We start from the raw sequence: 12,963 nt of genomic DNA, 5'->3' as shown, positions 1-12,963 counted from the left end.
TCCGATCAGATAATGCCGCCGTTGACCCGCAGAGTCTGGCCATTGACCCAGGCGCCGTCAGGCCCGGCCAGGAAAGCCACCGTGGCGGCGATGTCCTGCGGTTCGCCCAGCCGTTCCAGCGGTGCCATCTTGGCCAGCCGTTCGATCAATTCTGGCGTTTTACCTTCCAGGAACAAATCGGTTGCCGTTGGGCCCGGTGCGATGGCGTTAACGGTGATATTGCGCCCGCGCAGCTCTTTCGCCAGCACGCTGGTCAGCGCTTCAACCGCCGCTTTGCTGGCGGCATACACGCCGTAAGTGGGTTGCAATAACCCCACCACGCTGGACGAAAAGTTGATGATGCGGCCATTGTCACGCAGACGTTTGGCGGCTTCACGCAACGTGTTGACGGTACCCTTCAGGTTGATGTCGATCACCCGATCGACCTCGGTATCGTCGATCTCCGCCAGAGGGGCCAGCGCAATCACGCCGGCGTTGTTTACCAGCACATCGACGCCGCCAAAGGCCTGTTCGGCACGCTCAAACATCCGTGCCACCGCCGCCGCGTCGCTGACGTCGGCCTGCGCGCTCAACGCCCGACCTCCTGCCTGTTCAATCTTGCGTACCAGCGCGTCGGCCAGCGTCTGATTGCCGGCATAGTTGATAATCACGGTAAAACCATCGGCGGCCAGTCGTTCGGCGATCGCCGCGCCAATGCCGCGCGATGCACCAGTGACGATAGCAACCTGTTGCTGTGGACTGTTCATTGGATACTCCTGGTGGTGAGTTAACGGTGTTTACTGCGCTAAAAACATCATGCCTCTTTCTGCTTGGCGGATAATCCCCTAATATTCGTTATCACTATCCGAAATCAGCGAACAATGGCAATGGACAGAATCGATGCAATGCGGCTTTTCACCCGGGTGGTGGAACAACGCAGTTTCACGCAGGCGGCGCAGGATCTGGCGCTACCCCGTTCGACCGTCACCGATGCCATCAAACAGCTGGAGGCGCGGCTCAAGGTACGGCTGCTGCAACGTACCACGCGCCACGTCAGCCCTACGCTGGATGGCGAAGCGTACTATCAGCGCTGCCTGCGCATTCTGGCGGATATCGAGGATGCCGAAATGGCGTTCGCCGGCGCCAAACCGCGCGGCCTGTTGCGTATTGACGTGCACGGTACGCTGGCGCGTCATTTTCTGCTGCCGGGGCTGCCGGACTTTTTAGCCCGCTATCCGGACATCGAGCTGTTTATGAGCGAAGGCGATCGGCTGATCGACCCACTGCGTGAAGGGGTCGACTGCGTGGTGCGCGTCGGCAAGCTGAAGGACAGCGATATGGTAGCGCGCCACATCGGCGCCCTGAGCGAAACGACCTGCGCCTCGCCGGACTATCTGCAGCGCTTCGGCGTACCGGATTCACTTGAGGCGCTGGCCAACCACCGGATGATCGGCTTCCGCTCTTCTGCCACCGGCAGCTTGATGCCGCTGGAGTTTCTGGTCGATGGCAAGCCACGCTCAATCACGCTACCGACCACGCTCACCGTCAGCAGCGGCGACAGTATGGTGGCGGCGGCGCGGCTGGGATTGGGGATTATTCAGGTGCCGCATTACCACCTGCAGCAAGATCTGGCTCGCGGCTCGCTGCTGCCGTTGCTGGCGCAGTATCCGCCCACGCCGATGCCGGTATCGTTGCTGTACCCGCGCAACCGCCAACTGTCGCCGCGGGTGCGCGTATTTATCGACTGGTTTAGTCAGGCGTTTGCCGCGCGCAATCAGGCATAAAAAAGCCCCGCGGGGGCGGGGCAAGGCAAAGAACAGGTTGACTAGAAAAAGTGTGACAGTACCAGTAATGACAGCGAGACGTTGATTGCCCCGCCGATGCGAGTGGCTATCTGGGCGAACGGCATCAACGACATCCGATTGCCTGCCGTGAGAATGGCAACGTCGCCGGTACCGCCCTGACCGCTTTGGCAGCAGGAAACAATTGCCACATCAATGGGATGCATACCGATCTTTTTGCCCACCACGAAACCGGTGCCTACCAGCGCGCTCACGGTACAGACAATCACCGCCAGGTTTTGCAGGGTGAACGCGTCCACCAGCTCCTGCCATGGGGTAATCGCCACGCCGACGGCAAACAGAATCGGGTAGGTGACTGCGGTACGGAAGAATTTATACACCACCTGCGAGCCTTCCTGAATGCGCGGTGAAACCCCGTGCGCCAGTTTCACCGCCACTGCGGCAAACAGCATGCCGACCGGCGCTGGCAGCCCAATCATACGGTGCAACAACATGCCGACCATATACAGCAGTATTGCCAGCAGCGCACCGCAGGCCAAAGTGCTGACGTCGACATTGCCAATGGTTTTATTGCTGGCCGACACCACCTCGCCCGCGGTTTTGCTTGGCATCAGGCTGCCTTCGCCGGTCAGATGAGGATAACGCTTGCCCAGTTGGTTAAGCAGACCGGCAATCACGATCGCCGTCAGACTGCCGAGCATCACGATAGGCAGTATGCGACCCAGCGCCACGCCCTGTTCCATATGCAAGATCGCCGCGTAGCCCATCGACAGCGGGATCGCGCCCTCGCCTACCCCGCCGGCCATGATCGGCAACACCAGAAAGAAGAAGATCTGGAACGGCTCCAGTCCCAGCGCCATACCAACGCCCATACCCACCAGCATACCAACCACCTCGCCGCACAGCATCGGCACAAAGATACGCAGGAAACCCTGAATCAATACCTGGCGGTTCATGCTCATGATGCTGCCGACGATGATGCAGCAAATATACAGATACAGAATGTTGGTCGACTTGTAGAACACCGTGGTCGATTGCACCACCACGTCCGGCAGCAGGCCATAATGCACCAGCGCCGACGGGATAAAGGTAGCGCAAATCGCCGCCGCTCCCATCTTGCCAACCAGCGGCAGGCGTTTACCGAACTCACCGCAGGCAAAGCCAAAAAATGCCAACGTAGCGACCATGACCACAATATCGCTCGGCAGTTTCCCAGCCAGGCAATCGAGTAAAATAAGTACGCCGGCCAGAATAAAGAACGGCAACGGAATGATGCCTATCTTGTAATTATCCAACACCCGCCACCATTTTTCGCGCAGGGGAACCTCTGCGGCTTTATCATTGGCGACGAGATAAGAATCATCAGTTGTGCTCATAATCCGGCCTCTTATTGGTTTGTTCGGCCATCATAAGAAAAGGCACGGATTATCGGTTGTGATGCTGTTCAAATTTAAAAAGGGTTTTTAATGGTGTTAATGGATTGTATGGTGTTTATTATGATTATGTAAAATATGACGTGGATTCTATGGCGTTAATGCTACGGAGAATATAAACATTACAGGATTATTAACACATCGCTGACGGCGGCGAACGCTCAGTATAACGTAACGCGCACAATCGCAATTTGATCGCCCTCAATCTTGCCTCTGGCGTGTATCATGCCTGCCTGTCTTTTGGCACGCTTGAGGGTGAACGGCCGGCATGCGATTAAACTTATCCTTTCAGATCAAGCTGTTTATTTGTCTGGTAGCGTTCTCCAGCCTGCTGTTGACGCTGATTGGCGCCTATACCTACTATCGGCTTGATGCCCAGTTGCACCGCGATCTGGGTGCCCGCGCCCAGGTGCAGGCGCGGGAGATCGCGCTGATCCCGACCTTGAGCGCGGCGGTGCAACGTCACGATATTATCGCCATCGATACGCTGATGAAAAAAATCCGCGCCCGCAGCGATGCCAGTTATATTGTCATTGGCGATCGACAGGCGCGACATTTATACCATTCGCAGTATCAGGATCGTCTCGGCACGCCGATGGTCGGCGGGGATAATAAGGACGTCCTGGCAGGAAAAAGTATTATTTCGATTCGCAAAGGCGGCATAGGAATATCGTTACGCAGTAAAGCACCTATTGTGGACGAAAATAATCAGGTGATCGGCATTGTTTCCGTCGGCTACCTTAAATCCCATATTGATAACGTCAATGCCCGCACTCTGACACAAATTGTCGGCGCTATCGCCCTGCTGCTGGTTGCGCTGTTTATTTTTTCCTGGCTACTGTCAAAAAACCTGAAGCGGCAAATGTTCTGGCTGGAACCGAAAGAGATTGCGCTATTGGTACGCCAGCAAAAAGCGCTGCTGGAAGCGATTTACGAAGGCGTGATTGCCATCGATCCACAGCTGCGCATTATTACCTTCAACCGTGCCGCGCGCGAATTATTGAATTTGCGCCAATCGGAGAGCGACCCGATCGGCCGCCGCATCGGCGAAGTGATTCAGGCACAGCCGGATTTCTTTGCCGCCGCGCAGCTTGGGCACGATACCCACGATGAGGCGTGTCGCTTCAACGGTATTCGGGTAATCGCCAGTCGGGTGCGCATAATGGAAGCCGACAGCTTGCAGGGCTGGGTGATCAGTTTCCGCGATAAAAATGACATCAATACCCTCAGCAGCCAACTCAGCCAGGTTAAACGCTATGCCGATACGCTGCGCATCCTGCGTCATGAACAGCTGAACTGGACGGCGACCCTGGCCGGCCTGTTGCATATGCAGCGTTACGACGAGGCGATTCGCTACGTCGAGGCGCAGTCGGAAGGTGCCCAGGAAGTGCTCGACTTTATCTCGCAGCGCTTCAATTCCTCGGCACTGTCGGGGCTGTTGCTGGGCAAGTATGCCGCCGCACGCGAAAAAGGGGTAGAACTGCGCTTTGACCCCGCCTGCCAACTGCAGCACATTCCGGCGGCGCTGAATGAAACCGAGCTGATGTCGATCGTCGGTAACCTGCTGGACAACGCGGTGGAAGCAACCTTGCGTTGCGCCGCGCCGCATGACGCGGTAGAACTTTATATCAATGACAATGGTAATGAACTGGTGATTGAAGTGGCGGACCACGGCACCGGTCTGGCACCGGAGATCCGTGAAACCCTGTTTGAACACGGCGTCACCACCAAGGAAAAAGGCGATCATGGCATCGGCCTGCACCTGGTAGCCAGCCATGTGACGCAGGCCCATGGCAGCATAGAAGTGTCGGACAACGATCCGCACGGGGCCATTTTTTCGTTGTTTATCCCGAAAGCCTGAACATTTGGAAGAATGAATGATGCATCATCAAGCACTCGACGTTCTGATTGTCGAAGACGAACCACAGCTGGCAACGCTGCACGCAGAATTTATCGAAAATAATTTTAACCTGCGCGTGGTAGCCTACGCGACTACCCTGGCGGAAGCCAAAAGCCAGGTCATTAGCCATCAACCGCGTCTGATCCTGCTGGACAACTACCTGCCTGACGGTCAGGGCATCGAACTGATGGAACAGCCAGCGGTGAAAACACCCGGCTGTTCGGTGATTTTCATCACCGCCGCCAGCGACATGCATACCTGCAGCCAGGCGATCCGCAACGGCGCCTTCGACTACATCATCAAGCCGGTGTCCTATAAGCGGCTGCGCAACTCACTGGAGCGTTTTATGCAATTCGTGCAGACCCAGCGCAGCTTCAAGGTGATCGACCAAAGCAGCGTCGACGCGCTGTATAACCTGCAGTCCAAGCAATTCTCCAACGAGCCCAGCGCCAAGGGCATCGAACCCAATACGCTGGAACGGGTACAGACGCTGTTTGTTAACCAGCCGGATCGCGCTCTGGCGGTGGAGGATATCGTTGAACAGGCCGGGATCAGCAAGACCACCGCCCGGCGTTATCTGGAATATTGCGCCAATACGCAATTTGTCCGAGTGGAAATGGTATACGGTAATATTGGTCATCCGAGGCGATTATATCGTAAGGCATCAGGCGACATCTGACTGTCATATTGGCCTGTTGGCATCGGTGCCGCGATATCTGCCCGGTGTCGCTATCTGTGGTTGAATACTGATGAATTTTGCCCGGTCGTTTGCCGGGTTTTTTATTGCCTGTAACGCCGGCGAAATGGCGAAATATCCCTTGTTTATCGCACAATTATTTTCGTTAAAAAACCGCCGCTTCACGCCCATTATTCCGCCCGACGAAGCACGATAATTTTGATTGCTCGCCACATTACCATAACTAATGGAAAGTATGATGTAAACCACCGTTCGACACATTTGCGGGATATTGAGGCTTGTCTCAGATACTCACTGTGATAGGGTATAGGGCACTATTATTTTCTACTAGGAAGTTTTTTATCGTTTGAAATACACCAGAGGAAACAGCAAATTGCATGGCAATTAAACTCGAAGTAAAGAACTTATATAAAATATTCGGCGAGCATCCAGAACGGGCATTTAAACTGATAGACAAAGGTCTCAATAAAGACCAGCTATTTGAAAAAACCGGATTATCGCTCGGCGTTAAAAATGCCAATCTGGCCATTGAAGAAGGCGAAATATTTGTCATCATGGGCCTTTCCGGTTCCGGAAAATCCACCCTGGTACGCCTTCTCAATCGTCTGATAGAACCCACTCGTGGTGAGGTGCTGATCGACGGAGAGGATATTGCCAAAATATCAGACTCCGCGCTGCGTACCGTACGCAGAAATAAGATCAGCATGGTATTCCAGTCATTCGCGCTGATGCCGCACATGAACGTGCTAAATAACACCGCGTTCGGTATGGAATTAGCCGGCGTGCCGCAACAGGAGCGGCAGGAAAAAGCGCTGGACGCATTGCGGCAGGTGGGGCTGGACAACTACGCCCATTCTTATCCCGACGAACTTTCCGGTGGTATGCGCCAGCGTGTCGGCCTGGCTCGCGCGATGGCCAATGACCCGGATATTCTGTTGATGGATGAAGCCTTCTCGGCGCTCGATCCGTTGATCCGTACCGAAATGCAGGATGAGCTGGTAAAACTGCAGGCCAAACATCAACGCACCATCGTGTTTATTTCCCACGATCTGGACGAAGCGATGCGCATTGGCGACCGTATTGCCATTATGCAGGGCGGCGAAGTGATTCAGGTCGGCACGCCGGATGAAATACTGAACAATCCGGCCAACGACTATGTCCGCACCTTCTTCCGCGGCGTCGATATCAGCCACGTGTTCAGCGCGAAGGATATCGCCCAGCGCCGACCGGTCACCCTGATTCGCAAAACCCCCGGCTTTGGACCGCGCTCGGCCTTGCAGCTACTGCGCGACGAAGACCGCGATTATGGTTACGTCCTCGAACGCGGCAAACGGTTTATCGGCGTGGTGTCGATAGACTCGCTGGAAAAGGCGCTGTCGGAGAACAAAAAACTCGACGACGCGTTGCTGGATGCCCCCGCGCCGGTTCCGGCCGATATGCCGCTCAGCGAACTGATTTCGCTGGTAGCACAGGCGCCCTGCGCCGTGCCGGTCGTCGACGACGAAAACAACTATATCGGAATCATCTCCAAAGCCAAGCTGTTGCAGGCTTTAGATAAAGAGGGCCCAGCGCATGAGTGATACTACCCAAGATCCCTGGGCGGCCACTTCCGCCGCCCCAACCCAGGATGCCGCGGCTCAGGCTGCGCCTGCCGCCGCCAATAGCGATCCCTGGTCAAATGCCGCCGCGGCCGACGCGCCGGCACAAACTCCCGCCGCCAGCGGCGGTGCCGATGCCTGGTCATCCAATCCACCTCCGGCGACGCCGGATGCCGCCCACCCTGCGGCGCAAGGAGCGGATTGGCTCAACAGCGCGCCGGCGCAGCCGGAACACTTCAACCTGCTCGATCCGTTCCATAAAACCTGGCTGCCGCTGGACTCCTGGGTTACACACGGCATCGACTGGCTGGTACTGCATTTCCGCCCGCTGTTCCAGGGCATCCGTGTCCCGGTCGATTTCATTCTCAGCGGCTTTCAGCAGTTGCTGCTTGGCATGCCGTCTCCGATTGCCATTCTGGTGTTCTCGCTGATCGCCTGGCAGTTGTCGAGCCTCGGCATGGGCGCGGCAACGCTGGTGTCGCTGATCGCCATCGGCGCGATTGGCGCCTGGTCGCAGGCCATGGTGACGCTGGCGCTGGTACTGACCGCCCTGTTCTTCTGCATCATTATCGGCCTGCCGTTGGGGATATGGCTGGCTCGCAGTCGGCATGCGGCCAAAGTGATACGGCCGTTGCTCGATGCCATGCAAACCACCCCGGCGTTCGTCTATCTGGTGCCAATAGTGATGCTGTTCGGTATTGGTAACGTGCCGGGCGTAGTGGTGACCATTATCTTTGCGCTGCCGCCGATCGTGCGTCTGACCATTCTGGGGATCAACCAGGTACCGGCAGACCTGATCGAAGCGGCGGAATCCTTTGGTTCCAGCCCGCGTCAGCTACTGTTCAAAGTTCAACTGCCGTTGGCGATGCCGACCATCATGGCCGGCGTCAACCAAACGCTGATGCTGGCGCTGTCGATGGTGGTGATCGCCTCGATGATTGCCGTCGGTGGTCTGGGCCAGATGGTGCTGCGGGGTATTGGCCGTCTGGACATGGGGTTAGCGGCGGTTGGCGGCGTTGGTATCGTCATTCTGGCCATCATTCTCGATCGCCTCACCCAGTCGCTGGGGCGCGATCGCCGCTCCAAGGGCATGGGGCGCTGGTACGCTCATGGCCCAATCGGCTTGCTCAGCCGCCCCTTCATCAAGAAGTCTTGACCGCTCCTGCCCCTGGCCGGCATTAGCGCCGGGGGCAGAGGCTGCATCGTTAAAACGTGAGGAACCACTATGCGCTCGACAGGAATTTGGGCCTTTGCCCTGACTTCATTGCTAGGCACACAGGCGTTCGCCGCCGATCTCCCCGGCAAAGGCGTCACGGTGAAACCACTGCAAAGCACCATCGCCGAAGAAAGCTTCCAAACCGAACTGGTCAATCGCGCGTTGGAAAAACTGGGTTATGACGTCCAGCCAACCGGCGAAGTCGATTACAACGTCGCCTATACCTCGATAGCCTCCGGTGACGCCACCTATATGGCGGTGAACTGGGATCCGTTGCAGACCGACATGTTCAACAACGCCGGCGGCGAGCAAAAGTTTTACCGTCAAGGCGCGTATATCACTAATGCGGCACAGGGTTATCTGATCGATAAAAAAACCGCCGACAAGTATCACATTACCGATATTTCACAGTTGAAGGATCCCAAGCTGGCGCAGCTGTTCGATGCCGACGGCGACGGCAAAGCTGACCTGGCCGGCTGCGAGCCGGGCTGGGTATGTGGCCGGGTGATTGACACGCAAATCAAGTCTTACGGCCTGAGTGCCACCGTCACGCAGAATCAGGGCAACTATTCCGCCATCATCGCCGATACCCTGTCGCGCTTTAAGCAGGGCAAACCGGTGTTGTACTTCACCTGGACCCCCTACTGGGTCAGCGACGAACTGGTTCCCGGCCGCGACGTGGTGTGGCTGACGGTGCCGTTTTCGGCCAACCCCGGTTCGCTGAAGGATCTGGATACCGCACTGCCAAACGGCAAGAACTACGGCTTCCCGGTCAATAACGAGCATATCGTCGCCAATAAACAGTGGGCCCAGGCCAACCCGGCTGCCGCCAAGCTGTTCGCCATCATGCAGCTGCCGCTGGCGGACGTGAACGCGCAAAATCTGCGGATGCATAACGGGGAAAACAGCGCCGACGATATTCAACGCCACGTAGATGGCTGGATCAAGGCCCACCAGGCCACCTTTGACGGCTGGGTCAGTACGGCTGCTGCGGCAGCGAAATAGCCCTTACGCGCCGGAAATCCCGGCTTAACATCATTATTAAAGGTATTTCACTATGCGCAAGACAGGAATATGGGCCGTGGCCCTCACCACACTTATCGGTTCACAGATGACCTACGCCGCCGATCTGCCCGGCAAGGGCGTCAGCGTACAGCCGGTACAAAGCACCATCTCTGAAGAAACCTTCCAGACGCTGCTGGTCAGCAAGGCGCTGGAAAAACTGGGTTATGACGTCAAAGCGCCACGTGAAGTGGATTACAACGTTGCCTACACCTCGATCGCCTCCGGTGACGCCACCTTCCTGGCGGTGAACTGGGATCCGCTGCATGCCGATCAGTACAAGGCTGCCGGCGGCGATGCCAAGTTCTATCGTGAAGGCGTTTATGTCGACGGCGCAGCGCAGGGTTACCTGATCGACAAGAAAACCGCCGAAAAGTATCACATCACCAACGTCGAGCAGTTAAAGGATCCGAAAATCGCCAAACTGTTCGACTCCAACGGCAACGGCAAGGCCGATCTGACCGGCTGTACGCCGGGCTGGGGCTGCGAGGCGGTAATCAATCACCATCTGAAGGCCTATGACCTGAGCAACACCGTCGAGCACAACCAGGGCAACTACGCGGCGATGATCGCCGATACCATTACCCGCTACAAAGAAGGCAAGCCGATCCTGTACTACACCTGGACTCCGTACTGGGTCAGCGACGTGCTGGTACCGGGCCGCGATGTGGTATGGCTGCAAGTGCCGTTCTCCTCTCTGCCAGGCGAACAGAAAAACGTCGATACCAAGCTGCCTAACGGCGCCAACTACGGCTTCCCGGTGAACACTATGCGCATCGCCGCCAACAAGCAATGGGCACAGGCCAACCCGGCTGCCGCCAAACTGTTTGCCATCATGAAACTGCCGATTGCCGACGTGAATGCGCAAAACCTGCGGATGCATGAAGGCCAGTCGTCCGAAGCGGATATCGAAAACCACGTCAATGGCTGGATCAAGGCGCACCAGGCCACCTTCGATGGCTGGGTGAAAAGCGCGGAACAGGCCGCGAAACAATAATTGCCGCGGGGCGCGCAGGTTGCTGCGCCCCAACGCTATTGCGCCATATCTATCCCGCTGAACTGTAAAAAACGCTCGGCGGTTCTGGACTGCGGTTGCGGCCACACGCAATACACCTGCCGCCGCGGTCCCTCCTCAATCGGAATCGACACCAGCGAATTCAGGCGCTGCGCCGTCGAGATCGGTACAATGCCCGCCGCCAGTCCTCGCCGCACCAGATTCTCCAGCCATTCGATATGGTCGATTTCAAAACTGACATGCCGCTTGATACCTGCCGCCTGAAACGCGCGATCGGTCTGCCGCCGGGCGCCGGTACCGCTGTAAAAGTCCACCAGCGGCACTTGTGACAGGGTATGCAAATTGACCTGCTGACGGTTGGCCAACGGATGCTGCGCCGCCACCAGCGCCACCAGCGGCTCATCGGTCAACTGCCGATGCGACACCGGCAACATGTCAATATCTCCCGGCCAGATACCAACAAACGCCACGTCGGTTTTTTGCTGGCGGACATCCTCCAGCAGCGCTTCACTCATCCCCACATACAGCCGGATATTCACCGCCGGATAATGGCGGTGGAAATTCCCCAGTTTCTCGGTCAGATCAATCGCGTTTATGGTTGATATGGTACCAATGGTCAAGGTGCCAGACACCGTGCCGCTGGCCGCAACCACCTCTTCGACCAGTGTCTGTTTCGCCGCCAGCAGCCGCTGCGCCGGTTGAATAAACGCCTGTCCGGCGGTGGTCAGTGTAACCCGCCGCGAGGTGCGTTCGAACAATGCACATCCCAGTTCTTCCTCCAGTTTGGCAATCTGGTGGCTAAGAGCCGATTGCACCGTATGGCAGCGTTGTGCCGCCCGGGTAAAGCTCTGCTCTTCGGCCACCGCCAGCGCAAAGCGGATCTGTTTCAGGTTCATGGCATTTATCGCAAAATGAGATTAATCAAATGAAAATTATACATTGGTTTCGCACGTCGTCCTGCCTGATACTTCGGCTAACTTTTTTCCTTGATTGATATCTTATGAGCCAACAACCTTCACAGCCGGGCCTGAGTCCGGTATTGATCGCCCTGATTGCCGTCGCTACCGGTCTGGCGGTCGCCAGCAATTACTATGCCCAGCCGCTGCTGGAAACCATCGCGCAGCATTTCAACCTGTCGGTCAATCAGGCCGGTTTTATCGTCACCGCCGCCCAGTTGGGCTATGCGGTCGGCCTGCTGTTGCTGGTACCGCTCGGGGACATGTTCGAACGACGCGGGCTGATCGTCTTCATGACGCTGCTGGCCGCCGGCGGCATGCTGATTACCGCCAGTTCCACCACCCTGCCGATCATGATCCTGGGCACCGCGCTGACCGGCCTGTTTTCCGTGGTAGCGCAGATTCTGGTGCCGTTGGCCGCCACGCTGGCCCATCCGGAAAAACGCGGTAAAACCGTCGGCATCATCATGAGCGGATTGCTGCTGGGCATCCTTCTGGCACGTACCGTCGCCGGCGCCCTGGCCACCCTTGGCGGCTGGCGAACCATCTACTGGGTAGCCAGCGTGCTGATGATTGCCATGGCGCTGATTCTGTGGCGCGCCCTGCCGCGCTACAAGCAGCATAGCGGTTTGAATTATCCACAACTGCTGAAGTCGATTTTTTCCCTGTTCGGCGGTACGCCACTGCTGCGTACCCGAGCGTTGTTGGGAGCGCTGTCGTTCGCCAACTTCAGCGTGCTGTGGACCTCGATGGCCTTTCTGCTGGCAGCGCCGCCGTTTGGCTATTCCGAAGCGACCATCGGCCTGTTCGGTCTGGTGGGTGCCGCCGGGGCACTGGCCGCCACGCGCGCCGGGCATCTGGTTGATAAAGGCAAGGGCGGGCTGACCACCACCGTCGGCTTGATTTTGCTGCTGCTGTCGTGGATACCCATCGCCATGGCTAAACAATCACTGTGGGCACTATTACTCGGCATTGTGGTTCTGGATCTGGCGGTGCAGGCGGTTCACGTGACCAATCAGAGCGTAATTTACCGCATCATGCCCGACGCCCGTAATCGGCTGACCGCCGGCTACATGACCAGCTATTTTATTGGCGGAGCGCTGGGTTCGCTGCTGTCGGCCTTTGCCTACCAACATGCCGGCTGGAACGGCGTGGCGGCGTCGGGCGGCATGTTGTGCGTATTGAACCTGCTGACCTGGTGGCGCGGCAAACGCCATGAGGCCCCCGGCACGGCGAGCATCTGATTAGCAAGCGAACAATCACAACGGCAATTTATTAGCGGCACAGGGTATAAACATTACGCCC

The 12,963-nt window shown here is 57.1% G+C and carries 11 protein-coding genes; 8 read left to right on the top strand and 3 right to left on the bottom strand.

Going from position 1 to position 12,963, the window contains the following annotated elements:
• Positions 1 to 5: 5 nt before the first annotated feature.
• Positions 6 to 746 (bottom strand): SDR family oxidoreductase, encoded by a 741-nt coding sequence (locus AC2AXP_RS17010; RefSeq protein WP_004959386.1) that lies wholly within the window; start codon positions 744 to 746, stop codon positions 6 to 8.
• Between the two features lie 120 nt (positions 747 to 866).
• On the opposite strand from AC2AXP_RS17010, the gene AC2AXP_RS17005 reads away from it, so the two are divergent.
• Positions 867 to 1,763 (top strand): LysR family transcriptional regulator, encoded by an 897-nt coding sequence (locus AC2AXP_RS17005; RefSeq protein WP_039991824.1) that lies wholly within the window; start codon positions 867 to 869, stop codon positions 1,761 to 1,763.
• Positions 1,764 to 1,804: 41 nt separating this feature from the next.
• Here AC2AXP_RS17005 and AC2AXP_RS17000 read toward each other — a convergent pair whose 3' ends face one another.
• Positions 1,805 to 3,157 (bottom strand): 2-hydroxycarboxylate transporter family protein, encoded by a 1,353-nt coding sequence (locus tag AC2AXP_RS17000; protein WP_004959381.1) that lies wholly within the window; start codon positions 3,155 to 3,157, stop codon positions 1,805 to 1,807.
• Positions 3,158 to 3,482: 325 nt separating this feature from the next.
• Here AC2AXP_RS17000 and AC2AXP_RS16995 point away from each other — a divergent pair, with 325 nt between their 5' ends.
• From AC2AXP_RS16995 to proX (AC2AXP_RS16970), 6 genes are all read left to right on the top strand, one after another.
• Positions 3,483 to 5,075 (top strand): ATP-binding protein, encoded by a 1,593-nt coding sequence (locus AC2AXP_RS16995; protein ID WP_088499768.1) that lies wholly within the window; start codon positions 3,483 to 3,485, stop codon positions 5,073 to 5,075.
• Positions 5,076 to 5,094: 19 nt separating this feature from the next.
• A complete protein-coding gene (locus AC2AXP_RS16990) occupies positions 5,095 to 5,793 on the top strand; it encodes a response regulator (RefSeq protein WP_039992601.1) in 699 nt (232 codons plus the stop codon).
• A 395-nt stretch (positions 5,794 to 6,188) separates the two neighbouring features.
• Positions 6,189 to 7,391 (top strand): glycine betaine/L-proline ABC transporter ATP-binding protein ProV, encoded by a 1,203-nt coding sequence (proV, locus tag AC2AXP_RS16985; protein ID WP_004959369.1) that lies wholly within the window; start codon positions 6,189 to 6,191, stop codon positions 7,389 to 7,391.
• Complete coding sequence (gene proW, locus AC2AXP_RS16980; protein WP_004959366.1) at positions 7,384 to 8,565, top strand: glycine betaine/L-proline ABC transporter permease ProW; 1,182 nt, start codon at positions 7,384 to 7,386, stop codon at positions 8,563 to 8,565. The genes proV and proW overlap by 8 nt, the downstream gene beginning before the upstream one ends.
• Positions 8,566 to 8,634: 69 nt before the next feature.
• The gene (gene proX / locus AC2AXP_RS16975) at positions 8,635 to 9,630 is read left to right on the top strand and encodes a glycine betaine/L-proline ABC transporter substrate-binding protein ProX (RefSeq protein WP_198773951.1); all 996 of its coding nucleotides are present in this window, start codon (positions 8,635 to 8,637) and stop codon (positions 9,628 to 9,630) included.
• A 52-nt stretch (positions 9,631 to 9,682) separates the two neighbouring features.
• Positions 9,683 to 10,684, top strand: a complete 1,002-nt coding sequence (gene proX / locus AC2AXP_RS16970; RefSeq protein ID WP_004959361.1) for a glycine betaine/L-proline ABC transporter substrate-binding protein ProX — start codon at positions 9,683 to 9,685, stop codon at positions 10,682 to 10,684.
• A 35-nt stretch (positions 10,685 to 10,719) separates the two neighbouring features.
• On the opposite strand, the gene AC2AXP_RS16965 is transcribed toward proX (AC2AXP_RS16970), so the two are convergent.
• Entirely contained in the window at positions 10,720 to 11,598 is an 879-nt protein-coding gene (locus tag AC2AXP_RS16965) for a LysR family transcriptional regulator (protein ID WP_004959358.1), read from the bottom strand.
• A 104-nt stretch (positions 11,599 to 11,702) separates the two neighbouring features.
• Here AC2AXP_RS16965 and AC2AXP_RS16960 point away from each other — a divergent pair, with 104 nt between their 5' ends.
• Positions 11,703 to 12,902, top strand: a complete 1,200-nt coding sequence (locus AC2AXP_RS16960; protein ID WP_004959356.1) for an MFS transporter — start codon at positions 11,703 to 11,705, stop codon at positions 12,900 to 12,902.
• Positions 12,903 to 12,963: the final 61 nt, after the last annotated feature.

This window comes from Serratia sp. Sp408 (assembly GCF_057180665.1).
This window is presented reverse-complemented; position numbering and strand designations above follow the sequence as displayed.